This window comes from Ensifer sp. (assembly GCF_031989085.1).
Classification (GTDB): Bacteria; Pseudomonadota; Alphaproteobacteria; order Rhizobiales; family Rhizobiaceae; genus Ensifer.
The window spans coordinates 95,163-119,882 of record NZ_DALZXU010000003.1; the positions used below are offsets into that span (position 1 = coordinate 95,163).

General features: G+C 63.7%; 15 protein-coding genes and 1 pseudogene. 5 read left to right on the forward strand and 11 right to left on the reverse strand.

Annotated features, from left to right (window positions below; translation table 11 throughout):
- Window positions 1-51: 51 nt before the first annotated feature.
- From RTP54_RS17560 to ilvD, 10 genes are all read right to left on the reverse strand, one after another.
- Window positions 52-1,785: an ABC transporter ATP-binding protein gene (locus RTP54_RS17560; RefSeq protein WP_312364606.1), complete on the reverse strand. Its 1,734-nt coding sequence runs from the start codon at window positions 1,783-1,785 to the stop codon at window positions 52-54.
- Complete coding sequence (locus tag RTP54_RS17565; protein WP_312364608.1) at window positions 1,778-3,583, reverse strand: ABC transporter ATP-binding protein; 1,806 nt, start codon at window positions 3,581-3,583, stop codon at window positions 1,778-1,780. Before RTP54_RS17565 ends, RTP54_RS17560 begins: the two co-directional genes overlap by 8 nt.
- A gap of 8 nt (window positions 3,584-3,591) precedes the next feature.
- Window positions 3,592-5,766 (reverse strand): TonB-dependent receptor domain-containing protein, encoded by a 2,175-nt coding sequence (locus RTP54_RS17570; protein WP_312364610.1) that lies wholly within the window; start codon window positions 5,764-5,766, stop codon window positions 3,592-3,594.
- Window positions 5,767-5,884: 118 nt separating this feature from the next.
- Window positions 5,885-6,835, reverse strand: coding sequence for an AraC family transcriptional regulator (locus RTP54_RS17575; protein WP_312364612.1), 951 nt, complete (start codon window positions 6,833-6,835; stop codon window positions 5,885-5,887).
- Between the two features lie 40 nt (window positions 6,836-6,875).
- On the reverse strand, window positions 6,876-8,174 hold the full coding sequence (locus RTP54_RS17580; protein ID WP_312364614.1) for a hypothetical protein: 1,299 nt from the start codon (window positions 8,172-8,174) through the stop codon (window positions 6,876-6,878).
- Window positions 8,167-8,925, reverse strand: coding sequence for an ABC transporter ATP-binding protein (locus tag RTP54_RS17585; protein WP_112806327.1), 759 nt, complete (start codon window positions 8,923-8,925; stop codon window positions 8,167-8,169). The genes RTP54_RS17580 and RTP54_RS17585 overlap by 8 nt, the downstream gene beginning before the upstream one ends.
- Entirely contained in the window at window positions 8,918-9,988 is a 1,071-nt protein-coding gene (locus RTP54_RS17590; RefSeq protein ID WP_312364617.1) for an iron ABC transporter permease, read from the reverse strand. The genes RTP54_RS17585 and RTP54_RS17590 overlap by 8 nt, the downstream gene beginning before the upstream one ends.
- On the reverse strand, window positions 9,969-11,030 hold the full coding sequence (locus tag RTP54_RS17595; protein WP_312364619.1) for an ABC transporter substrate-binding protein: 1,062 nt from the start codon (window positions 11,028-11,030) through the stop codon (window positions 9,969-9,971). Before RTP54_RS17595 ends, RTP54_RS17590 begins: the two co-directional genes overlap by 20 nt.
- A 280-nt stretch (window positions 11,031-11,310) precedes the next feature.
- Window positions 11,311-16,536, reverse strand: coding sequence for a cadherin-like beta sandwich domain-containing protein (locus RTP54_RS17600; protein WP_312364621.1), 5,226 nt, complete (start codon window positions 16,534-16,536; stop codon window positions 11,311-11,313).
- Window positions 16,537-16,894: 358 nt separating this feature from the next.
- On the reverse strand, window positions 16,895-18,568 hold the full coding sequence (ilvD, locus tag RTP54_RS17605; protein WP_312364623.1) for a dihydroxy-acid dehydratase: 1,674 nt from the start codon (window positions 18,566-18,568) through the stop codon (window positions 16,895-16,897).
- 112 nt (window positions 18,569-18,680) lie between these two features.
- Between ilvD and RTP54_RS17610 the strand changes: the two genes are divergently transcribed.
- Window positions 18,681-19,589 (forward strand): LysR family transcriptional regulator, encoded by a 909-nt coding sequence (locus tag RTP54_RS17610; RefSeq protein WP_312364625.1) that lies wholly within the window; start codon window positions 18,681-18,683, stop codon window positions 19,587-19,589.
- Between the two features lie 20 nt (window positions 19,590-19,609).
- Here the strand turns inward: RTP54_RS17610 and RTP54_RS17615 are convergent, their stop codons facing one another.
- Complete coding sequence (locus RTP54_RS17615; protein WP_409517159.1) at window positions 19,610-20,095, reverse strand: Lrp/AsnC family transcriptional regulator; 486 nt, start codon at window positions 20,093-20,095, stop codon at window positions 19,610-19,612.
- Window positions 20,096-20,190: 95 nt separating this feature from the next.
- Between RTP54_RS17615 and RTP54_RS17620 the strand changes: the two genes are divergently transcribed.
- The 4 genes and pseudogenes from RTP54_RS17620 to RTP54_RS17635 all read left to right on the forward strand — a co-directional run bounded on the left by RTP54_RS17620 (window position 20,191) and on the right by RTP54_RS17635 (window position 24,369).
- The gene (locus RTP54_RS17620; protein WP_312365027.1) at window positions 20,191-21,672 is read left to right on the forward strand and encodes an aminotransferase class V-fold PLP-dependent enzyme; all 1,482 of its coding nucleotides are present in this window, start codon (window positions 20,191-20,193) and stop codon (window positions 21,670-21,672) included.
- Window positions 21,673-22,554 (forward strand): annotated as a pseudogene (locus RTP54_RS17625) (MBL fold metallo-hydrolase); the annotation flags it as partial.
- Between the two features lie 94 nt (window positions 22,555-22,648).
- Window positions 22,649-23,428, forward strand: coding sequence for a sulfite exporter TauE/SafE family protein (locus RTP54_RS17630; RefSeq protein WP_312364628.1), 780 nt, complete (start codon window positions 22,649-22,651; stop codon window positions 23,426-23,428).
- Window positions 23,429-23,583: 155 nt separating this feature from the next.
- Entirely contained in the window at window positions 23,584-24,369 is a 786-nt protein-coding gene (locus RTP54_RS17635) for a DUF899 domain-containing protein (RefSeq protein WP_312364630.1), read from the forward strand.
- The last annotated feature ends 351 nt before the right edge of the window (window positions 24,370-24,720 follow it).

Here is a 24,720-nt window from a genome sequence, read left to right on the forward strand (position 1 = left end):
CGAGGCCGTGACCGCTGTCCCGGTCTCAAGCGCTCGTGGCGCCATCTCCTGTCATCGCGAAAACGACCAGTCGCGCCCGGCCATCGAGCGGCTCCACATTTGTCGGTAAAGCGGCGACGTCTGAAGCAACTCCTCATGACGGCCGCTCGCGCTGAGCCGGCCACGGTCCATCACGAGAATGCGGTCCGCGCCGACGACGGAGTGCAGATTGTGCGCGATGACAAACAGCGTGCGGCCCGCGGCAAGCGCCGACACCGCTTGCTGGATCGCCTCTTCGTTCTCAGGATCAAGCGCCGAGGTTGCCTCATCCAGGATCACGATGGGCGCCTCTTTCAGGATCGCCCGGGCAATGCAAATGCGTTGGCGCTCACCCCCGGAAAGCCGACTTCCAAGCGCCCCGACAACCGTGTCATAGCCGTCGGCAAAGCCCATGATGGTGTCGTGCATGGCTGCGGCGCGGGCGGCATCGGCCACCTCGGCCTCCGACGCCGATGGCCGGCCGATGCGGATGTTGTTGCCGATGGTGTCGTTGAACAGCAGCGTCTCCTGGAAAACCGGCGCGATCGTCGATGCCAGCGCGGCACTGTCGAAATCGCGGATACTGCGTCCACCGATGAGGATCTCGCCGGCGTCGGCCTCGAAGAACCGCATCATCATTTGCAGACAGGTGGTCTTGCCGCTGCCGCTGGCGCCGACCAGCGCGATCATCTGCCCCTGGTTGGCCGCAAACGAGACATCTGAGAGTGCCGGTTCGCTCCTGCCTCTATAGGTGAGTGAGACGTTGCGGTAGGTTACGCCGAAGGTGCCGACGGCGGCTTCCTCCCCCTGCGGCAGCGTCGGGTTCGTCAGGATGGCCTCAATGTTGCGACGGCCGAGGCGGGCAAGCGTCAGCATCGCCGTCAGGCTGGCAAAGTTTCGGGCGGGCACGGTGGCCGAGAAAACGAGCAGGGCGGCCATGGCCAGCCGCACGACGTCGGCCCCGGATGCCGGTTCCGTTTGCGCGAGCGCGAGAACCGCCACAAAGACCGAAAATGCCGCCGACAGATCGATCGTCATGCGAAACAGCACCGCGATCGGTGTCATGCGCCGGACCCCGCGCCAGGCGCCATCGCGCAGACGCAGCACACTGCGGGCGAAGTCATCGCCGATCTCGCCGCGAGCAACGAAGGTTCTGAGCACCGCGACGCCTTCGGCGTTTTCCTGCATCACCAGCGCCGCCGCGGCAAGGCTGTCCGCGCGCCGATCGAGCCCGGTCAAAAGCATGCGCTGCGCCAGTGCCAGAAGCGCAAGTCCGATGATCATGGTGACGATCGCCACGGCGCCGACAAGCGGCCACACGATCGCGGCACCGGCCAAGCACACCACCATAGCTGCAGCGTTGGCGGCGATTTCCGGCCGCGTGTAGGCGGCATGGTTTTCCAGCCAGAGCACGTCTTCCGAGATCGCCTGGATCAGCTTGCCGCCATCGATCGACCTGAAAGCGCCGAGCGGCATGCGGATGAGATGCTGCAGGATCGCTCTCCGCAAGCGCAGGCCGGCGGAATAGGCGCGAGCATAGAGGTGCCGGGCGACCGGCCAGATCAGCAGACGGCGCAGCACGACAATGACGACAAGGGTGATCGCGCACCAGAGCGGTGCCTGCGAAAGCGGGTCCAGGGCCGCCTTTGCCACCAGCACTGCGACAATCAGCGGCTGGGCGCCGAGCAGCACCCCATCGACGATCCGCCCGGCAAGCGCCGGATCGAAGCGCAAGCCGAGATGAAGAAGCCTGTCCCGTTCAGGCATCACTTCGCACCTCGTTGTCGAGGGTGAACGACCGCGCCGCAAGATGAGAGCGCCACTGCCGCGCATAGGCGCCGTCAAGAGCGATGAGGTCGTCGTGGCTGCCGCTCTCGACAATGCGGCCATCACGCAGATAGACGATCCGATCGAAGTGGCGGACACTCGACAGGCGATGGGCGATCGCGATCAGCGTCCGGCCCTTTGCCAGTTCATCTAGCGCCTGCTGAACCTCGTGCTGGCTGTCCGGATCGAGATAGGCGGTCGCCTCGTCGAGTACGACAATCGGTGCATCCTTGAGGATGGCGCGGGCAATGGCAATGCGCTGCTTCTGACCGCCCGAAAGCCCCTCGCCGCGATGGAGGACCGTCTCATAGCCCTGCGGCAGGGCGCGGATGAAGCCATCGGCCTGGGCAAGGCGCGCTGCTTTCACGATATCCTCCCCGGTCGCATCGGGCCGGCCAAGCGCGATGTTGGCGCCGACCGATTTCGAAAACAGGAACGTGTCCTGGAATACGGCTGTGAACTGGCCCGCCAGTTCCCGCTGCGAAAAGGAGCGGATATCGCGTCCCCCGAGCGTGATGCGACCCGCTTGCGGGTCGAAGCTGCGCAACAGCAGGCGCGCCAGCGTCGACTTTCCGGAGCCGCTTGGTCCCACCAGCGCAACCTTTTCGCCGGAGCGAATCTCAAGGTCGATATTGCTCAAGGCGATCGGACCGGAACTGGTGCCGGAATAGGCGAAGCTGACGTTTTCGAAACGCAGACCGCTTTCGACCTCAGGGTTGGCGGTCACCTCGAGCAAATCCGGCAGCCCGATCAGCGCGTCGACGCGCGCAAGCGACGCCTCCTGTATCCGCAGGCGGCCCATCGCGCCGAACAACCGCGTGCCGATCGACGACAGGATGAAGGCTGAAAGGAGAAAGAAGACAAGGACTGAAATGCCCTGCGGCAGCGGATAGAGCCACAGGCCAAGCGGCGCCGCGATCACGAAAGTCGAGGTCAGCGCCAGGGCGAACCAATTGGTGCCCGACGCACTGAAGTCGAGCCAACGGCCGACGATCTCATCGACACCTCGAAACGCAGCCTCGGCGCGGGTCAAATCTTGCGGTTCGATCCCATAGGCCTTGATGACAGGGACCATCGTGACGGCTTCCTGTAGCGCGGTGTCGACCGCCGCCTGCGCCTCGACGAAACGGCTCGATAGTCCGCCGTCACGCCGCATGACCATCGAGAAGGCGACGATGCCGGTGACGATAGGGGCCAGCACGGCAACCGCCATCCGCCAGTCGATCGCGAACATCAAGGCCACGAGGAAGACCGGCGCAATGGATATCGCGACCAGATCCGGGATCAGATGGGCGATGCCGTCCTCAATGCGCTCGACATCCTCCATCAGCGTGCGCCGGACACGCGCTGCGTCGAAACGTTGAATGGCCCCGAGCGGAGCGGCCCAAAGCTTTCGCCCGATGCGCAGACGCGTCTCGGTCTGGACCTCGATCGCCACCCGGTACGCCAGCAGGTTGCCAGCCATCTGCAACAGACAGGACAGGATGAGCGCGCCGAACAGCGCGCCAGACCAGAGAATGGCACGATCGCGATCGCCGGCGATCAGCTCGCCCACGATGAGCGCGACCAGGGCGGCAGCGGCCGTTTCCAATGCCGCCGACAGCGTCGACAGGAAGCCGACCGCCGCCATGTGGCGACGATACCCCTCCGTCAGACCCCAGAGGCGGGAAGCGACGCCGCCGCCGGCAACATCGCCGCTCTTCGCCTCGCCTTGCGAAATTGACGTGTCGTCAGCCATCGGCGCGCTCAGAACTTGATCTTGAAGCTGCCACCGACCGTCACCGGATCGCCCGGCGAAACCAGCCGGCCAACGCCGAGATCGGATGCAACGACGCGGTAGTCGACATCGCCGATATTCTTGGCAAAGACGTAGGCCGCGTAACGCTCGTTCTCGAGCCCTGCATAGGCATCGAGAAGGCCGTACCCCTTCTGCCGGATCGTGTTCTGCACATCGAAATAGTAGCTGGAACGGTAGCGGTAGTTGACGCCGGCCTTGCCGATGAGGTCGTCGAAGCCGGTCTCCCACTGGTAGGCGATGCCGGCATTGCCGGTGAAGCGGGAGACGAACTGCTGCTGGTTGCCGCTGACGTCGACGCTGCCGGCACCGTTAAGCGCCCGTGCGTTGTGATAGGCCTTGTAGGTCGCGTCGGCGTAGCCCGCCCCTGCCGTCAGGGTCCAATGTTCGTCGATGTCGAACCCGACCGACAACTCGCCGCCATAGGACTGGCTGCGCGGTGCGTTGGTGATCGGCGTCGCGCCGGTCAGGGCATTGAAGCCCTGGACCTGCTGGTCGCGCCAGTCGATGTAGAATAGCGAAGCGTCGACCTTCAGCCGGTCGTCAAGGCTTGCCGATTTCAGGCCGACCTCATAGCTGATGACCCGCTCGGCATCATACGGCCCCTCGTCACCGATGCCGACGAAGCCGGAGTTGAAGCCGCCGGATTTGTAGCCGCTGGAGATGCCGCCATAAAGGTTCAGCCCATCCATGGGTTCGAACTGCAGGCCGATGCGTGGCGTGACATAGGTCTCCGACATCTTTGCGCTGTATCCCGGCGCAAATGTTGCCGTCAGGCCGAGCATCTGGGCAATGCTGTTGGCGCTGAAGTCGTAGTCGAAGGACTTGCGATCGTGACCGACGCGCAGGCCACCGAAGACCTTCCAGTCATCGTTGAGCGCGTAGGTGCCATCGGCAAAGGCCGAAAGCGAGGTCGTGTCTGTATCGCCACGGGTCGAAAGCGTTGCTTCGCCACCGGTAAAGGTGCTGTTGGCGCCATAGGTGCGCGAACCCCTGGAGAATTCTCCGTAGACGCCGCCGACCCAGTTGAAATCGGCGTTATCCTCGGAGACATAGCGGATCTCCTGGGAGAACTGGCGGTAGTCACCCTCAAACGGGTTTTCCTCACGGTAGCGGAAATTCGGAAAGCCCAGGGATTGGAACAGCGCGTCATAGGCGCCAAAATATCCGATCGGGAAACCGTTGCCGCTGACCTCGACCGCGCTCTTCTGGAAGCCGGTGATCGAGACGATCTTGTCGCCATTGTCGAGCGTATAGGTCAGTTGGCCGGAGAGCGTGGCGAGATCGCTTTCGATCCGGCTCGGATCGTCGATCGCCACGCCGCGCTTGCCGTCCTTGAAATCCTGCTCCGGCATGCCGAACATCTCGCCGTCCAGCACCTGGCGCTCGATATCGACGATCCCGAGGAATTCGAGATTGTCAGTGATATCACCGGCGACGCTGACGCGGCCGTGCACGTCCTTGCCGCCGCCAAGGTCGGCGCCGTCGCCGGTCGAATAGAGGAACCCGTCCGTCTTCGAGGTCGACAGCGCGCCGCGCACCGCCCAGCCATTGTCGCCGATCGGGGCGTTGATGATGGCGGTTGCGGTGAGGGTGCCGAAGCGGCTGAAATCCACGCCGACCTCGCCGCCAAGGCGCTCGGGATCGGGCAGGTTGGAGATGATGTTGACGGAGCCGGCGATGTTGTTGCGACCGTAAAGTGTTCCCTGCGGTCCCCGCAGGATTTCGACACGGTCGACGTCCAGAAGCGTGCCGCTATGGGCCTGGGCATTGCCGATACCGACGCCATCAAGATAGACGCCGACCGAAGGGTCGCTTTCTATCAGCGAGGAACCGACGCCGCGAATAGCGGTGAACGACGTATAGAGCTTTGCCGTCACCGCTCCGACCTGCGCGTTCGGCACGGCCGCGATCGCGTCGTCGCGACGCCGCTTCTTCTGCAGCACCAGCGACGGGCCGCTCTCGACGGCAATGCTCGCCGGCAAGTCGGCGGCTTCCGCCTGGCGCTTGCCCGCCGTCACGATGATCGGCTGTAGCGTGGTCTCGTTTTTGGCCTCCTGAGCGAAGGCGGTAAGTGGCAGGCTCGTGCCAGCAAGAAGTGCTGCAAGCCGCATGGCAGTTTTCATGATCAATCCCCGGACCCCATTTCGCCGCGGATTATCGTGGGCGGCGAGGATGCGGTCGAGGCACTTGGCTTATGGGTTTCGACAAAAAGCTTACAAATTTTGTCCAGTTTTATGCCACTCAGGATTTCAATCGGCTCGGCGGATAGCCGTAGTGTTTCGTGAAGGCCGCCGTGAAATTCGCCGGGTGCTGGTAACCGGCGCGATAGGCGGCTTCGGCAATGCTCAGCCCGTCGCGCAGGATCGCGTTTCTGCCGATGAGCAGCCGGCGTTCCAGAAGATATTCGCGGGCGCTGATGCCGAAGGCACGCTGAAAATCCTGCTTGAGTTTGCTCGGACTGATGGCAAAGGCGGCGGCGAGCGCCGAATGAGAGGTGATTTCGGCAGCGTTTGCATCGATATGCCTTCGCAGCTCCAGCATCCGTTCCAGCGACTTCGGCGGAAGATGCGCGGTTGCGGCGGCTTCGGTCGGCCGGAAGGCTTCGGCCAGCGCCCCGAGCAGGCTCATGGCACAGGCGTCGAGATGCACGTTGGTGAAGACGCCGGCCGCCGGAGGATCGAGCACCGACCAGGCGAGCTGGCGCAGCCGCGCATCGAGGGGTCGTCGCCTGATCATGACCGGCTGGCACATGGCGCGCTGCATGGCATGATAGGTCGGGTCGTCCTTCATCTGCACATGGTTGTGCCCGGCCCATGCCGGCGTCAGCAGCAGTTCCACCACCCGCACTGGCTGACCCGGATGGATGGTCATGCTGGTCGGCAGGCTGTCTCCCGTGGAGGTGATCCAGACTTCATCCGGGCAGAAACCGCCCTCGAGACCCTCGGTCATGTTGGTGGCATAGCCCTCCAGCACGACGGACAGGCAGATCGCTGGGAAGGTACGGCTGCGATAGACGAGCGGCTCGTCGACGCGAAGGTCGGTCGCGCCCAGAAACATGCCGGGGCTGACTTCCCGCCAGCGGCGCGTCTCGCCCTGGAACAGACCCTGGTCCAGAGCGCCCTTGTCAATCGCTTCCGCGGTTTGACCCGGATCGCCAGCGATATCGCTGCGGTTGCCGTTCGTCAGATCCATCAGCCGCCCTGCCCCGACCTCACCCCTTGTCACATGCGCACTAGAACAGGATCTCGCCGGTCGACAGCTTTCGCAGCGCGACGGCGATGTTGGCGACGAGTGCCTCCTTGTTCGGTCCGTGGTCGGGGTAGCGGGTCATGTTGTCGCCGTTGTGCATGAAGACGTAGCCGCCGCGTCCCGTCGCCGTTGGATATTGCCAGAGCCAGTCGGCCGGTTTCGGATCGCTTTGCGGCCCGACATCGGTCAGCCAGATCGCGCCGGGCGGCGGATCGGTCCAGCCGCGCGCGTATTGACCGAAAATCCCCTGCCAGCCATCGAAGCCGTCGCCGAGGTCAGCGAAGATGCCGAAGCGGTCGTTGCGCACCCGGACCTTGATGTTGCTGAACGGCCGCGGCGAAACCGCGTGGAATGGCGCCATGAAAGGCAACCAGGGTTGGCATGGTTCGGCGCAGATGATCAGGTTTCCGCCACGCTCGAGAAAACCGATGAGATCGCCTGCCCGGCTCTTCAGGAAGAACTCGTCATGGCTGCTCGGGATGTAGAGCGTGTCGGTCCCATCCAACAGTTCCGGGCCGAGCGCGCCGAGTGGAGCAAACGACGGCTCGAAACCGGCCCGTTTCAGGCTCGGCTCGATCCACTCCGGGTGCCACTCGGACGGCACATGCGAGCATTGCAGGTAGGTGAAGCGGTTTCTCCGTGCTCGTTCTATCCCGAGTTCGCGGTTGAGCCACGGGTAGAAGGACTGCAGGAAGCGCGTCGTTGCCGGCATGAAGCGCTGGCCGTTGTGCGAGTGTGGGTCGAGCGTTGCCAGCAGCAGCCGGCCGCCACCTGGCAGCGACGGAAAGTCGAGGAAGAGGCTGCCGCCGCCACCGTCGATTTCAAGGATCGAGCGCGCGCCCGCCGGCACGTTGTAGGAGCCACCCCAATGCCAGCTCATATGCGACAGCGGCAGGCTGTCGGTGATCGGGTGGTGCGGTTCGGTGAGGCTGACTTCGAGCCTTTCGCCCTTGGTCCACCACAGCCAGTCGCGGCAATTGCCGGGCGTCCATTCCAGCCCCTTGACGTCGAGCCAGCTCGCATGGCCCTGCAGAAAGACGACGAGAAAGCCACCACCATGACGATAGGCGTTCAGTTGCTCGGCATAGGCACGCGGCGCGCCGGCGTCCATCGCATCCGGCATCACCACCGCCGCATAGGCCGACAGGTCCACCTTGGGCAGATCGTGGATGTAAATCAGATCATCGAGATGGTGACGGAAATCCTGGAAGCTGCGCAGTTGCCAGCTGTTGCCCCAGTGGATGTAGGCAATGCCCTTGCTACGTCCCGCGTTCTCAGCCATCGATGCTGGCTCCGTCATGGCGGAAGACCGGCGCATAGGTGTGTTTTGAAAGCCCGTTGAAATCGGCCCGCGCGATCGGCAGGTCATAGAGCGCCGTCAGGTTCTCGGCGCTCAACGCTTGCGCAGTCGGGCCAGAGACATAGCTGTTGCCGCTGGTCATCAAGAGCACGTCACTGGCGATCTCGACCGCATGCTGCGGCATGTGGGTGGAAAAGACGATCGTCATGTCATGTGCCTCCCTCAAATGTTCGAGCAGGCCAAGGACCTTGTCCTGGTTCTTGTAGTCGAGTGCTGCGCAGGGTTCGTCGAGCACCAGAAGCTCGCACTCCGACGCCAGCGCCTGGGCGATCATTACCAATTGGCGCTGGCCGCCGCTCAGGGAATTGAATGTCTGCGGCTCGAAATGTTCGATGCCGAGCATATGGAAATAGTGCCGGACGATCGCGTAATCCTTTTTGCCGGGCGCCCCGAACAGGCCGAGATGGCGAGCCCGTCCCATCAGCGCGATATCGAGCGCGGAGTAGGCGAACGGCACCTCGAACAGTTGCGGCACGAAACCCACCTGCCCGGCGATCGAAAGATGCCCGGACCGCGGCTTGATCAGTCCGATCAGGGTGTTGATCAGCGTGGTCTTGCCGACGCCGTTGGCGCCGAGAACGGCCAGCGTCCGCCCGCGCGTCAGGCTGAGGCTGTAGTTTCTCAGGATGGTCTTGCCGCCGCGTTCGACGGTCAGATCGCTTGCCTCAATCACTGGACCAGCCTCCCTTGGCATGCAGGCGGCGCAGGATCACCGCGAAAACCGGCACGCCGATCAAGGCCGTGATGATGCCGAGCGGGATTTCAGCCGTGGTCAGCGTGCGCGCGAGATTGTCGACCAGCAGCAGATAGATCGCGCCGAGCACGCCGGAGACCGGCAGAAGCTTCTGGTGATCGGCGCCGACCAGCGCGCGGGCAACGTGGGGAATGACAAGGCCGACCCAGCCGATGATGCCGGAGGTCGCGACCACGCCCGCCGATATCAGCGCCGAGGCGATGAGGATGATCCATTGCACGAGAACGACCTTCGTTCCGAGCGCCCGGGCCTTCTCCTCGCCCAGCGACATGATGTTGATCTGGAAGCGCAGGAGGTAGATAGCGACAGCGGACGGAACGACGGCGGCGGCGACCAGCAGCACGTCGAGATAGTTGCTCGAGGCGATGCTGCCCATCAGCCAGTACGTGATCGCCGGCAGCTTCTGGAAGGGATCGGCAAGCAGCTTGGCGATGGAAATCGCCGCCGAAAAGAAGGCCGATATGACCACGCCGGCGAGGACCAGCGTCAGCATGCTCGTGCGTCCGCGAACGGTGGCGAGCAGCTTCACCAGAAAGACGCTGCCGACACCGAAGAGAAACGCCAGCCCCAGCAGCAGATAGCCCTGCAGGCCGATGAGGATCGCCAACGTGCCGCCGAAGCCGGCACCCGAGGTGACGCCGATGATGCCGGGATCGACCAGCGGATTGCGGAACAACCCTTGCAGCGCAGCCCCCGAAACGGCAAGCCCGAAACCGACGATGACGGCGGCCAGGATCCGCGGCAGTCGAACCTGCTCGACGACGACCTCCTGAACCGGGTCCCAATAGGGCGTGACCAGCGGATGGATGTTGTCGACCAGGATGTAGGCGACATCGCGAACCGACAGGTCGTAGCGCCCGATGGTAATCGAATAGAGAATGACCGCGACCAGCAGCGCGATCAGGACCGGGAGGACGGAAACCGATGCCAGTTTCCGACCGACCCAGCCTGTGGCCTGTGCCTTAGTCGAAGAGTTCGGCATATTTGTTCGCCGGCGCGTTGCGCTCGGATTCGAGGATCGACTGCACCTGTTCGCCCGAAAGTGCGGCACCGTAGATCAGCTTGTAGGTCTCGCCGATCTGCGCCTTGAACGCGGGCGCGAAATCGGCGCCGTGCGCGATTGCCGCCAGCCATTCCGACGTCAGGAAAATTTCCGGCGCGTCGGGGGTGCGGGCAAAGACCGGCTGCTTGTAGACGCGCTTGTCCTTGACGGCCTTCAGGCTCGCCAGAACCGGATTGTCGAAGAAATCTTCGGGGTTGAGGTCGTCGGCATAGGCCGGAATGATGATGATGTCGGGGTTCCAGACGAGCAGCTGCTCGAAATCGACCGTGCGCCACCATTCGCCGGTGCCGTCGGCGGCCGGATTGGTGACGCCGCTCAGCGACAGGTCCTGCGAGCCGTTGGCGATCACCTGGATCTGGTCGGCCACCTTGTCGATGTGCAGTACGGTCGGAAGCTTGGCCTTGTCCAGCTTTGCGACCTTGGCGTCTAGTTTCTTCAGCCGGTCGGACTGCGCCTTGAGGATTGCCTGGGCGCGGTCGTTGCGGCCGGTCATGTAGCCGGTCAGCGTGACGTAATCGAGCCGGTCCTGCTCCGAGCAGCACTGCCAGCCGACGACGGTAAGCCCGACGCGCTCCAACGGCTCGATCAGATTTTCGTCATGGGTCCACTGGATCACCGCGTCCGGCTTCTGCGCGAGGATCGCCTCGACATTCGGCACGAAGCCGTCCTGGGCGGCACTGGCATTGATTTTTGCCATCTCCGGCAGCATGTCGGCATAGATGCCCTTGGTGAAGTAACGCACCAGGCTATCCTTGTTCATGCCGGCGATATTGTCCGCCTTGCCATCGACGGCACGATAGATGATCGGCGCGGAGCGGACGATGGTGACGACCCGTTCCGGCGGCTTGGCAAACGTGATCGTCTTACCGCGGTGATCGACAAACGAACTGTCGGCATGCGCTGCCACCGGCAACAGCAACGACAATACCAGTGCGGAGAGGGCCTTGAGACGGCTGGACATGGGTCACTCCCTTGACGGACACGCCGGCGCGCGGGTGATCCCAGCGCCGACGACCCTGTGGCAAATTTCATGAGTTTGCTAGTCAAGTTAAAGCGCTCTGTCCAGTACAAATTGAGGGTAAGAAGTCGTCATTCGACAGGCCCTGCACGCGCTGAGCGCAGGCGGATCCAGGCGGCCAATGCGCGATTGAGCCGACAGCGCCCATCACGCAAACAGCCGCTGTCGGAACGACAGCGGCTGTTTTAATTCGGCGGATCGCCAGCAAGGGAATTGTGGCGCTCTAGAAGCGGCCACCGACCCCGACGCGGGCACCGACATAGGCTTCGCCATCGCCTTCGACGGTGGCGCGCAGGTTCGCGTCGATGACCCAGGCCTCGCTTGCCTGGAGCGAGACGCCCGCCTGCACCGAGCCGAAGACGCCGCTACCGTCGAGACCCGAGTAACCGGCCGAGGCACCCACCCGTGGCTTGAGGGTCAAATCGTTCTCCAGCGTAAACTGCCGCTCGATCTCCGCCCCGAGGCTCACCCGGAACTGTTCAAGGGCAAAGCCCTCGAGCCCGATCTCGCCACCGGCATCGTTGTGGACGCCATAGTCGTCGACATCCTCGTTGAGATAGACGGCGCGCAGTTTCGGCGTGACGATCGTATCCTCATCCAGAACCCATTGGCCTGTTATCGAGCTGTCCCACAGCCAGCGGCTGCTGTCGAAGGAGCCGTCGAAGAAGGCCGTGTCGATATCGTTGCTGGAACCGCCGTAGAGCAGGCTGGCGTTGAAGAAGATGCCCTGCATGAGTTCGAGCGATGTATAGGGTCCGGCAAGCCAACCGGTGCCACGGATCTCGGCGTCGTCCTTGGTCGGATCGGTCATGTGATCGATATGGAACGAGAAGCCGATCAGCGCCTTTTCGTTGAGCAGATAGTCGATACCCGCCGAAAACAGGCCGAAACCGCCCCAGCGATCGTCGTTCTGTTTCCGGTTGTGCAACATCATCGTGGCATCGAGCCAGACGTTGAGCGGCGAGATTTCGCCGTCGATGCCATCCGCCGCGTTTCTCGCCGCCTCGAGCTGCGCCAGGCTGGTGGCGAAGCTCATGCCAACCCCGTCCGTCGAAGGCGACAGGCGCATGGTCACCGGATCGGTTGTCGTCAGCATGCGACGCCTCTCCAGCAGACCCGGCACCTGGATGCTGGACGCCAGCAGATTCTGCCTGGCCTGAACGAAGCCGCGCACGAGGTTATCGATTTCGCCGACGACGGCATTCGCGTCGAAGTTCAGATTATAGGTGATCACCCCGACATTGGAGGTCCCGGCGGCGGCCGTCAGCTGATAGCCGATCCTGACCTGGCCCGAGAAAGCCGGGTCCGGCGTAAACTTGAGATAGTAGCCGACCGGCGCGAATGCGCCGACCTGCGCCAACTCCCCCTCGATGATCTCCGCCTTGCCGGCGTTGGCGGGCGTCACGGTCAAGACCTGGGCGTCGCTGAAGGGGCCGCCCGTTGCTCCGCCGTTCAGATAGACATTCGGCGGCGACGATCCGGCGGGAACGTTGACGGTCTGGTCGGGAGCACTGACCTCACGCGCAGTAACCTGAAGCGTATAGGCGGCGCTCGCCGAACTGCCAGCAGCATCGGTGACGGAAATCGTGAAGCTATAGTCCTTGACCTCGGCATCTTCGCTCAGCGGCCCGGTCAGTTCACCGGTCGAGACGTTCAGCACCATGCCATTGGGCAGCGTACCGGCGCTGATGGCATAGAGCAGAGCACCATTGCCCCCGGAGGCCGATATCGGCTGGGCATATTTTTCGCCGGCCATGGCCGACGGAAGTGCGCCGGCTGCCGGCGTGAATGCGAATGAGGCGGCAGGTGCAGCGCGGGTGACGGTCACAGTGTAGGTGTTCACCGAACCATCCTCGGCCGTCACCACCGTGTTCACCGTGTTTGAACCAACTGCGAGCGAAATCGGGCCCGAAGCCGCGCCCGACGCGACCCCAACCCCGTTGACCGTAACCGTCGCCGCCGCATCGTTGACGACAGGCGTCAGCGTCAACGACGTCGTCGCATTGGAAACGGCAGCGGTGTAGGACGTCACATTCGCCGAAAAGGCCGGAGACAGCGTGGCGCCGCTGGCAGAAAGGCCCGCGAGCCTGGCATCCGTCGAAGCAGCCATCGCACGGGTGACGACGACCGTATAGCTCGTCTGTGTCGTGCCATCCTCAGCCGTGACGAGCGTCGTCACGGTGTTGGCACCAATCGACAACGGGATCACTCCCGAAGCGGCACCCGAAGCGACGGCCACGCCATTGACCGTCACGGTCGCCGTTGCGTCGCTCACCAGCGGCGTCACCGTCAGCGACGTCGTCGCATTGGTCACGGACGCGGTATAGGACGTCGTGCCGGATGCAAACGACGGCGACAGTGTACCGCTGCTCAAAGCCAAGCCAGCGAGTTCCGAATTGGTCGAGGCCGCACGGGTGACCGTCAGCGTATAGCTCGTCTGCGTCGTGCCGTCCTCAGCCGTCACCACCGTGGCGATGACATTGTTGCCGACGGCAAGCGCAACGGAGGCCGAGGCCGCGCCCGACGCCACGGTCACACCGTTGACGGTGATCGTCGCCGTCGGATCGCCTGCGGTCGGCGTCAATGTCAATGTGGTCGTCCCATTGGGGACCGATGCGGTGTAGGCCGTCGTGCCCGTCGCAAACGCTGGAGATAGCGTGCCGCTGCTGAGCGACAGGCCGGACAGGTCTGCGTTCGTCGACGGCGCGCGCGTCACGGTGACAGTATAGGTGGTCGTCGTGCCGTCCTCGGCCGTCACTACCGTCGTCAGGGCGTTCGGCCCGACCGCAAGCGTGATCGGCCCGGAGGCTGCACCCGACGGGACCGTCGCGCCATTGACCGTGATCGCTGCGGTCGCATCGCTGACATCAGGCGTAATCGTCAGCGATGTCGTCGTATTGGGAACGGAAGCCGTGTAGCTGGTGGTGCCGGTCGCAAATGCCGGGGACAATGTGCCGGCACTCAGGGATAGACCGGACAGGTCGGAATTCGACGATGCGGCGCGGGTCACGGTCACCGTGTAAGTGCTCGTCGTTGTCCCATCTTCGGCCGTGACGATCGTCGTTATGACGTTGGCGCCAACGGCAAGCGCGATCGTGCTGGAGGCCGAACCGGGAGCGACGGTTGCGCCATTGACCGTCATCGTCGCGGTCGCCTCGCTTGCGCCCGGCGTCACCGTCAGGGATGTCGTCGTATTGGGAACCGCGGCCGTGTAGGTGGTGACACCCGAGGCAAAAGCCGGCGAGAGCGTGCCGGCGCTCAAGCTCAGGCTCGCCAGGTCCGCATTCGCCGACGCCGCCCGGGTTACCGTGACCATATAGGATTTGGTCGTGCCGTCCTGCGCTGTCACCGCCATCGTCACGACGTTGGCGCCGACCGCCAGCACGATGGGTCCGGAGGCAGAACCGGAACCGACGGTCGCCCCATTGACCGTAACCGACGCCGTGGTGTCGCTGACCGTGGGCGTTGCCGTCAGCGATGCAGCCGCATTGGGAACGGTGGCCGTATAGGATGTGACACCGGCGTCAAACGCCGGAGACAACGTTCCGGCGCTGAGCGAGAGGCCGGACAGGTCCGCGTTTGCCGAAGGCGCACGGGTCACAGTCAAGGTATAGGTTTTTGTCGTCGTGCCGTCTTCGGCTGTCACAATCGCCGTCAAGGTGTTCGCACCGACGTTGAGCGAAATGGGACCGGTCGCCACGTTCGACGTGACGGCGGCGCCATTGACCGTCAAGGTCGCCGCCGAATGGCCGATTAAGAAAGTCGCGGTCAGCGACGACGTCGCATTCGGCACCGTGGCCGTATAGGAGGTCGTCGCCGCGGTAAACGAGGGCGACAATGTACCGTCGCTCAACACCAGACCGTCGAGGTTAGCATTCGCCGAAGGCGCGCGGGTCACCGTCACCGTATAGGTCTGCGTCGTCGTGCCATCCTGGGCCGTGGCAACGATGGTAAGCGTATTCTGGCCAACGGTGAGCGCAATCGAGCCTGACGCGGCCCCCGACGCAACGGTCGCGCCGTTGACCGTGATCGTGGCGTTGGCTTCGTTTGCCGTCGGCGTCACCGTCAACGACGAGGTCGTGTTGGGAACGGCGGCCGTGTAGGACGTCTGACCGGCAGCAAAGACCGGCGACAGGGTGCCGTTGCTCAACGAGAGCCCCGACAGATTGGCATCCGAGGACGCGGCGCGGGTCACCGTCACTGTGTAGGCCTTCGTCGTCGTACCGTCCTCAGCCGTCACGACCGTCGTCACTGTGTTTGTGCCAACCGCAAGCGCAATCGCGCCCGAGGGATTGCCGGATGTGCCCGTCGCCCCGTTGACCGTCACAGTCGCATTGGGGTCGTCGAGCGTGGGTGTGAATGCCAGAGATGTCGTCGCATGGGGAACCGATACAGCGTAGGACGTCTCATCGGCATCGAACGCCGGAGCGAGCGTGCCGGCGCTCAAGCTCAGGCCTGTCAGATTCGCGTTGGTCGAAGGCGGCTGAGCGCGCGTGATGGTTACCGTGTAGGTCTTTGTCGTCGCGTTATCCTGCGCGGTTACGATCGCCGTGAACGTATTGTCGCCAACGGCAAGCGGCATCGGGATGGTTGCCACCCCTGGCGTCGCCGTCGCGCCATTGATCGTGACCGTCGCCGTGGCGTCGCTGACATCGGGCGTGATTGCCACGGACGAGGTGGCGTAAGGCACTGAGGCCGTATAGGACATCGTGCCGGCGGCAAATGATGGTGACAGCGTGCCATTGCTGAGCGACAGGCCCGACAGGTCGGCATTCGTCGAGGGCGCGCGTGTCACGATCACGGTGTAGGTCTTCGTTGCCACGCCGTCCTCGGCCGTCACTGCAATTGTCAGCGTGTTCGGGCCGGCGGAAAGGGGGATCGAACCAGAGGCGCTCCCTGACGGAACCGCTACGCCGTTGACGGTGATCGTCGCCGCGGCGTCCGTGACCGTCGGTGTAATCTTGATCGAGTCGATTTCATTGGAAACCGAGGCGCGGTATTCGATCCGGCCGGGCGTAAATGTGTCGTCTAGCGCGCCGGCGCTCAGCGCGAGGCTTTGCAAGGTCGCATCCGGGGAGGATGGCCACGAGCAAGTGACGGTGGCATGCACGGTGCCGCCGCTGATATTGCTCCAGGCATAGACAACATGATTGCCGGCGTCAGACACGGCATAGGTGCCACTCAGGTCGAGCTCGGCGCCCGACCTGCCATGCTCTTGCAGGATTACTCCGTAAACCTCCTTGGTATATTCAGTATAAAGCGCGAATCCGGACCCGTTGTCCGGGCTATTGGCGCCGTTGAGGTTGCCCGACGTCGTCGCGTGATACGAAAGCACTTCGCCGACGTTCAACGTCAGCCCCTCTTGCCACAATTCGTCGCGATCCGAGAACGTTTGCCCCGTGCCCCAGGTCGAATTGATCGCCGTGCAACCGGCCGAAGGAGCAGCCATTGCGACCTGCGGTACGCTCAACGCAACGACAAAAAGAGCGAAAAATGCCCACAGAACAGAAACAAAACGTGACAAAATCTTACCCTTCCCGCATGAATCACCAGCGGGCTTCCCCGAAGCTCAACTAGCAATTGGGCTGGGATGGGCCAACCCTCATTTTACACATACGTAAAGTCGCATTTTCATATCGTTAACCTCCGATTAACGACTGGGCTTGTGCCGCAACCGGGCCACTACCGTTGGCCGGACCTCAATAGTTCGGCGCTCGACGTTTATGGCAATGCTGCGCTGCTTTTTCCGGAGTGCCTCGAAGACACAGCCGGTGCGGCGGAGCCTTCGAGCAACGACCCGAAGCCATTCAACCGGTAACGGCGCCTTCGCTGGCCGGGCGGGCCAGCGCCGCGAACTTGGCGAGGACGCCGCGTTTGTAGCGGGGTTCCGGCTGATGCCACTGGCTGCGGCGTCGTGCGAGTTCTTCCTCGCCGACGTCGAGCTGCAGCAACTGTCGATGGGCATCGATGACGATCCGGTCACCCTCCTGCACCAGCGCGATGGTGCCGCCCTCGAAAGCCTCCGGTGTGACGTGGCCGACCACCATGCCCCAGGTGCCGCCCGAAAAGCGGCCGTCGGTGATGAGGCCGACGCTGTCGCCCAGGCCCCGGCCGATGATTGCCGAGGTCGGCGCCAGCATCTCGGGCATTCCGGGGCCGCCCTTAGGCCCGAGATAACGCAGCACGAGGATATCGCCGGGCCTGATCCGGTCGGACAGGATGGCGTCCATCGCCGATTGTTCGTCCTCAAACACACGCGCGGGACCGGTCATGACCGGGCTCTTCAATCCGCTGATCTTTGCGACGGCGCCACCCTCGGCGAGGTTGCCCTTCAACACCGCGAGATGACCCTCGCGATAGATCGGTGTCCGGTAGGGCCTGATGACGTCCTGGTCGGCACGGGGCTCGTCGGGAACGGCTGCAAGCTCCTCCGCGATCGTCCTTCCGGTGATCGTCAGACAATCGCCATGCAGCAGGCCGGCGTTCAGAAGGATCTTCAACACCTGCGGTACGCCGCCCGCCCGGTGCAGATCGACGGCCATGTACCGACCCGACGGCTTGAGGTCGCACAGGACGGGGACGTTGCGGCGGACGCGCTCGAAATCGTCGAGCGTCCACTCGACCTCGGCCGCATGCCCGATGGCGAGATAGTGCAGCACCGCATTGGTCGAACCGCCGGTCGCCATGATCAAGGCGACGGCGTTTTCGATCGATTGGCGCGTGACGATCTTGCGAGGCGTGATGCCCGCCTTGACGGCTTCGACCAGAGCCGTCGCCGACTGAGCAGCGCTCTCCAGCTTTTCCCGATCGGGATTGGCCATGTTGGAGGAATAGAGAAGTGACATGCCGAGCGCCTCGAAGGACGAGCTCATGGTGTTGGCCGTGTACATGCCGCCGCAGGAACCGGTCGACGGACAGGCGTTTCGCTCGATGCCCTCGAAATCCTCCTCGCTCATTCGACCGGCCATGAAGGCGCCGACGGCCTCGAAGGCGGAGACGACCGAGAGGCTCTGGCCCTTCCAGTGGCCCGGCTTGATGGTGCCGCCATAGACGTAGATCGCCGGCACATTGGCGCGAAGAATGCCGATCATGCCGCCCGGCATGTTCTTGTCGCAACCGCCAAGCACGAGCACGCCGTCCATCCATTGCCCCTGAACCGCGGTTTCGACGCAGTCGGCGATCACCTCGCGGGACACCAGCGAATATTTCATGCCTTCGGTGCCCATCGACATGCCGTCCGAGATTGTCGGCGTGCCAAAGACCTGCGGGTTGGCGCCGGCCGCCTTGATGGCGGCCACGGCCGCATCTGCCAGCGGCTGCAGCCCGGCATTGCACGGCGTGATCGTCGAATGGCCGTTGGCAATGCCGATCATCGGCTTGTCGAAATCGGCCCTCTCATAGCCGAGCGCATAATACATTGCCCGGTTGGGTGAGCGCGCGACGCCCTGCGTAATGTGCCGGGACCGTTCGTTGTGAGCCATGTTCCTCTCCGTCATTTGGTTCGCGGTCGAGTTTACTGGCCGTCAAAACGGTTGTGAAATATACTTTTAAAGCTCAAATAAGTCGCATGACATATCACTTGGACCGCCCATCATGGATCTGAGGCAGCTTCGCCAGTTCGTCGCCGTCGCCGAAGAACTGCATTTCGGCCAGGCGGCCGCTCGTCTCAACATGACTCAGCCGCCGCTCAGCCAATCGATCCAGGCCCTGGAAAGGGAACTCGGCGTCCAGCTCTTCGAGCGCACCAAACGGACCGTGGAGCTGACATCCGTCGGCAGGCAATGGCTCGCCCATGTGCGCCAGGTGCTCGACGGAGCAAGCGGCCTCGCCGACACGGCCCGGCGGCTGTCGCGCGGCGAGATAGGCTCGCTGCGCCTGTCCTTCGTCAGCACGGCCGATTACAGCGTTCTGCCCGAAATGGTCGGCCGCTATCGCGCTGCCTATCCGCATGTGGAACTGACCATGCGCGAGGCCACCAGCGACGTTCAGATAGAGGCACTGCTTGCCGACGAGGTCGATGTCGGCCTCATCATCGCGCCGAGCAAGGCCTCGCTTCACCAGAGCCTTTGTTACAGACCACTCCTCAGCGAGCCGCTGGTTGCCGCCGTGCCGACCAGTTGGGTCGAGGCAGGCCGACAGGGATTTGGCGCGCCCGCGCTTGAGCCGGCGGATTTCTTCCAGGCGCCGCTCATCGTTTTTCCGCGACGGGCAGCACCCGCCTTTCACGACATCGTCTCGGGTTATTTCGCCGAGCACCACGTGCCGTTTGCGACCTATCAGGAAGCGATCCAGATGCAGACGATCGTCGGCCTGGTCGCCTCCGGGCTCGGGGTGGCGTTGGTCCCGCAATCGATGACCAATCTTCAGCGGCAGGGCGCCACCTATCTGCCTCTGGCCGGCCACGTGCCATCGGTGGAAACCGGCATGGCCTGGCGCCGTTCCGACCGGAACCCGGCGCTCGAAACCTTCCTTGCTGCCGCGACGCCGTTCGATATCGCCTGAAGACGCGATAGCATCGGGCGCTAGCGCATGAGGCCGCGCAGGTCCGGCATGCGGTTGCTGATGATGGTTTCCATGGAGAAGAAACCGGTGACCGTCATCAGGTCGAAATCGGTGATGAGCTTCTGGTAGAAGGCGTCGTACCCGGCCATGCCGCGCGTCACCACCTTGATCAGATAGTCCCAGTCGCCGCCGATGCGGTAAAGGTCCGTCACCTCGGGCAAGCGCTCCACATGCGTGCGGAAATTGTCGGCCCATTCCTTGGAGTGATGGCGGGTGCGGATCATCACGAACACCGTGAGATCGAAGCCGAGCGCAGCGACATCGATCGCCGCGTGGGTGCCGAGCACGAGGCCGCTGTCCTTCAGTCGCTGCAGGCGGCGCCAGCAGGCATTCTGCGACAGGCCGACTCGGTCGGCCAGGTCCCGTTGCGAGATCGTGCCGTCCTTTTGCAGGCAGGACAGAATCCGCATATCAATGTCGTCGATTTTTTCCATTTTAGCGATCATATGACCCGATTTTGACGAATTCAAGCATAAGAATGATGAGGTTTGCATGCAACCGATCGATTAGAATTATCGCCTGCCCTGTGGAGGAGGAGATGATGACGACGCCGTGCCCGCGCCAGCTACACCTGAGCACTCCGCTCGATGCGTTTCGAAAGAGCCTTGGAGGCGACAACGCGATCGCCGCCTTGCGGGCCGGACTGGTTGGCAAGAATGCCGAGATCGACGGTCCCTTCGGCAAGCGAACGCTCGTCTATGCCGACTATGTCGCATCGGGCCGGGCCCTGCTGCAGATCGAGCACTTCATTCTCGAACAGGTGCTGCCCTACTACGCCAATAGCCATACGGAGGCTTCCCACTGCGGCGGCTTCATGACCCGGCTGCGCCGCGATGCGCGCGCCGTCATCGCCGCCTGCTGCGGCGCGGGACCGGAGCACGCGGTCGTTTTCGCGGGCTCCGGGGCGACCGCCGGCATCAACCGGCTGGTCAAGCTCTTGGGCGTTACTGATGCGGTTGCCGATGGCCGACGCGTGCTCATCCTGCTCGGCCCCTATGAACATCACTCCAACATCCTGCCCTGGCGCGAAAGCGGCGCGGAGGTGATCGAGATCGCCGAGTGCCCGGATGGCGGGCCTGATCTCGCGGCCCTGCAGGACGCGTTGAGCGAGCCGGCCGACCTTGTCGTCTGCGCGTTCTCCGCCGCATCCAACGTCACCGGCATCGTCACCAATGTCGCGGCCGTCACCCGCATTGCCAAGGCCGCTGGCGCCAAGATGGTCTGGGACTATGCCGGAGCCGGCCCCTACCTGCCGATCGACATGTCGCCGGGCGATGACGCCGAGATCGACGCCATCGTCGTTTCGCCGCACAAGTTCATCGGCGGCCCCGGCACATCGGGCGTCCTGATCCTGCGGCGCGACGCTGCCGTAACCGTCAAGCCATCCTGGCCCGGCGGCGGCACCGTCAAGTTCGTTTCGCCGAACGGCCACGACTACAGCCAGAGCCTCGAGGCCCGCGAGGAAGCCGGAACCCCGAATGTCGTCGGCGATATCCGGGCAGCACTTGCCTTCCTCGTTAAGGAGGCGATCGGGCCCGAGGCGATGCGGATGCGCAACGCCGAACTGACCCGTCGTGCGGTCAAGGCATGGCAAGGCGTCGAGCGGCTGGAACTGCTCGGCTCGCTCGGGCCGCAGCGACTGCCGATCTTCTCGTTCCGCGTCAGCGACGGCAAGGGCGGCCATGTCCATCAGCAGCTCGTCACCCGCATGCTCAGCGATCGCTTCGGCATCCAGGCGCGCGGCGGCTGCGCCTGCGCCGGCCCCTATGTCCACCGGCTGCTCGGCATCGACGAAGAGCAATCGCAGCGCCTGCGCGAGGCCATTCTCTCAGGACAGGAAATGCTGAAGCCCGGCTTCATCCGCCTGAACTTCAGCGTGCTGCTTTCGGACGAAGAGGTGGCGTTCATCCTCGACGCCGTCGCAAGGCTTGCCGCCGACGCCACGCGCTACGAACAGCACTATGATTTCGACCCGTCGCGCGCGATCTTCTTCCCGCGCGCAGCACTGGCAATGGGAGCCTGAGCGATGACGAGGCCTGACGTCGCAGCCTTCTTCGACCCGCGCACCTGGTCCGTGCAATATGTCGTCAGCGATCCGAAGACCCGGGCCTGTGCGATCGTCGACCCGGTGCTCGACTTTGACGAAAAGTCCGGCGCGGTCGCGACCGGCAATGCCGACCGCCTGCTCGACTTCGTGCGGACACAGAACCTCGACCTGCAATGGATCCTCGACACCCACCCGCATGCCGACCATTTTTCCGCAGCCGCCTATCTGAAGGACAAGACCGGCGCGCCGACGGCTATCGGCACCCATATCGTCGATGTGCAGAAACTCTGGGCCGATATCTACAACTGGCCGCAGCTGAAGACGGACGGATCGCAATGGGATCGGCTGTTTGACCATGGCGACACGTTCCGCATCGGCAATCTCGATGCCCGCGTGATGTTCTCGCCGGGCCATACGCTGGCGTCGATCACCTACCTCGTCGGCGACGCCGCCTTCGTGCACGACACCGTATTCATGCCGGACAGCGGCACCGCGCGCACGGATTTTCCTGGCGGCAGCGCCAAGGCACTCTGGACCAGCATTCGCGACATCATGGCTCTTGCCGATGATACCCGGATCTTCGTCGGCCACGACTATCAGCCCGACGGGCGCAAACCGCTGTGGGAAAGCACGGTCGCCGAGCAGAAGGCGGGCAATATCCACCTGACGCGTTATGCCGGCGAAAGCGAATTCGTCGCCTTCCGCGAGGGGCGTGATCGAACCTTGCCGATGCCCAAGCTCATCCTCCATGCCCTGCAGGTCAACATCAACGGCGGAAGACTTCCGGAACCGGAAGACAACGGCCAGCGCTACCTGAAACTGCCGATCGACGCGCTGAAAGGTGCCGCATGGTCCTGATCCCGTCAGGTTCACGCGCACGGCCCTCGTCGCGGCAATTCTCCCGCATTCGCGCCGCGGCCATATCGTTATGTCCGTATGCGGGCGCCCTGCGATGGAGCTAGACCTCATCCAATATGGTCTGGCGGCCCTCAGCGGCAGTCTCGTCGGCTTCAGCCTCGGGCTTTTCGGCGGTGGCGGCTCCATTCTCGCGGTGCCGCTGCTCGTCTATGTCGTCGGCGTCAGCAATGTACACGTGGCGATCGGCACGAGCGCGGTGGCGGTCGCGGCAAATGCGCTCTGGGGACTGGCGATGCATGCGCGCCACGGCACGGTGAAATGGCGCTGCGCGGCCATGTACAGCGTCACCGGCATCGGTGGTGCATGGCTTGGCGCGGCCATCGGCAAGGCGCTGGACGGACAACGGCTGCTCCTGCTCTTTGCGGCGCTGATGGCCGTCGTCAGCCTCACCATGCTCAAACGGCGCCACCGGGTCGGCGATCCAATGTCGGCCTGCACCCCGCAAAATGCACCGAAAGTGCTCACCTTCGGTGCCGGAACCGGCGTCGTTTCCGGCTTCTTCGGCATTGGCGGCGGGTTCCTGATCGTACCGGGCCTGATGGTTTCGACCGGCATGCCGACCATCAACGCCATTGCCACATCGCTGGTCGCCATCTCCGCTTTCGGGCTGACGACGGGAGCAAGCTACTCCGTCTCGGGCCTGGTCGACTGGCCGCTCGCCATCTCGTTCATCGGTGGCGGCGCCGTCGGAGCGCTGGCGGGCTGCCGCGCCGCCCACGGTCTCGGCAAATATCAATCCACGCTGAACATGCTGTTTGCCGGATTGACGTTCACTGTCGCCATTGGCCTTGCTGCCTACGCCGTCGGCCGCTGACGCCAAAGGATCGCACAGGCGCGCGAATGCCGGCGGCTCGTCCCCGGAATGCCGTCACACTTGTTACTCCCGCGTTTTCGCATTCGGTGCGAAACTGTCCTTCATTGCGACGGGCAGCCACGACGGCGCCCGCGCCAGCGAGGAGGTTTAACACCATGCCGACAGCAAACGATGCAGGCGGACGAACCGCTCCGCAGACACCCCCGGTCGTGTCTGCGCAAGCCTGGGAAGAGGCCCGCCAGAACCTGCTGGTCAAGGAGAAAGCCCAGACCCGCTCGCGTGACGCGCTGGCCGCCGAACGCCGGCGCATGCCATGGATGGCCGTCGAGAAAACCTACGCCTTCGAGGGACCGGCGGGCCGGGTCAGCCTGGACGACCTGTTTGCAGGCCGCAGCCAGTTGATCGTCTACCGCGCCTTCTATGAGCCAGGCGTGTTCGGCTGGCCCGATCACGCCTGCCGGGGCTGCTCCATGGTTGCCGACCAGGTTGCCCATGTCGCCCACCTCAACGCCCGCGACACGACGCTGGTCTTCGTCTCGCGCGCTCCGCAGGCTGATATCGCAAGATTGAAGGCCCGCATGGGGTGGCGGATGCCGTGGTTGACGATAACAGACGATTTCGATGCCGACTTCGGCGTGGCCGAGTGGCACGGCACCAATGTATTCTATCGCGACGGTGGACGGGTGTTTCGCACCTACTTCATCAACAACCGCGGCGACGAGCAGATGGGCGGCACCTGGAACTACCTCGACATCACGCCGCTGGGGCGACAGGAGGTTTGGGAAGATTCACCTAAGGGCTATCCGCAAACCCAGACCTACAAATGGTGGAACTGGAACGACAGCTACGTGGAGGACGCAGCCCCCGACCAGAAATGGGTCGAAGTGTCGGACGCGGGCGAAAAGGCGTTTCGCGAACAGCAAGCCGGCAAGACGCCATAGGCCCGGCATCCGGTCACCAACCGGCGAACGTCATGTTGCAGCGTTGCTCACGGCGCGATTGCGGGGGTTGGAGGTGGCGGCGCTTCCACCCCCGGTTCGATGGCGAGGATGCTCAAAGCGAGTGCCACGAGCACGCAAATCAGGATGAGGAAAACGATGCCGGATTTGTCCATCGACCGACATCACCTTCTCAATGTGGGGAAATCGAGACCGCGCGCATGTTTCTCATCCGTTGACGGGGCCGCGCCGGGGCAAACGTCACGCCGTACATCGCGCCTAAGCAGCTCGCGCGCGCATACGACCGCCCGAGTGTGCCTGGCCGCATGCTTTGCAGAATCGCTGCGGCACCGG

What these genes read in the sequence shown, in the direction of transcription:
- RTP54_RS17580 (WP_312364614.1), bottom strand. Translation starts at nt 8,174, where the DNA reads ATGGCTGAGAACGCGGGACGTAGCAAGGGCATTGCCTACATCCACTGG.
- RTP54_RS17610 (WP_312364625.1), top strand. Translation starts at nt 18,681, where the DNA reads ATGGATCTGAGGCAGCTTCGCCAGTTCGTCGCCGTCGCCGAAGAACTG.
- RTP54_RS17615 (WP_409517159.1), bottom strand. Translation starts at nt 20,095, where the DNA reads ATGATCGCTAAAATGGAAAAAATCGACGACATTGATATGCGGATTCTG.
- RTP54_RS17570 (WP_312364610.1), bottom strand. Translation starts at nt 5,766, where the DNA reads ATGAAAACTGCCATGCGGCTTGCAGCACTTCTTGCTGGCACGAGCCTG.
- RTP54_RS17630 (WP_312364628.1), top strand. Translation starts at nt 22,649, where the DNA reads ATGGAGCTAGACCTCATCCAATATGGTCTGGCGGCCCTCAGCGGCAGT.
- RTP54_RS17600 (WP_312364621.1), bottom strand. Translation starts at nt 16,536, where the DNA reads ATGGCTGCTCCTTCGGCCGGTTGCACGGCGATCAATTCGACCTGGGGC.
- RTP54_RS17620 (WP_312365027.1), top strand. Translation starts at nt 20,191, where the DNA reads ATGACGACGCCGTGCCCGCGCCAGCTACACCTGAGCACTCCGCTCGAT.
- RTP54_RS17635 (WP_312364630.1), top strand. Translation starts at nt 23,584, where the DNA reads ATGCCGACAGCAAACGATGCAGGCGGACGAACCGCTCCGCAGACACCC.
- RTP54_RS17590 (WP_312364617.1), bottom strand. Translation starts at nt 9,988, where the DNA reads ATGCCGAACTCTTCGACTAAGGCACAGGCCACAGGCTGGGTCGGTCGG.
- RTP54_RS17575 (WP_312364612.1), bottom strand. Translation starts at nt 6,835, where the DNA reads ATGGATCTGACGAACGGCAACCGCAGCGATATCGCTGGCGATCCGGGT.
- RTP54_RS17560 (WP_312364606.1), bottom strand. Translation starts at nt 1,785, where the DNA reads ATGCCTGAACGGGACAGGCTTCTTCATCTCGGCTTGCGCTTCGATCCG.
- RTP54_RS17595 (WP_312364619.1), bottom strand. Translation starts at nt 11,030, where the DNA reads ATGTCCAGCCGTCTCAAGGCCCTCTCCGCACTGGTATTGTCGTTGCTG.
- RTP54_RS17565 (WP_312364608.1), bottom strand. Translation starts at nt 3,583, where the DNA reads ATGGCTGACGACACGTCAATTTCGCAAGGCGAGGCGAAGAGCGGCGAT.
- ilvD (WP_312364623.1), bottom strand. Translation starts at nt 18,568, where the DNA reads ATGGCTCACAACGAACGGTCCCGGCACATTACGCAGGGCGTCGCGCGC.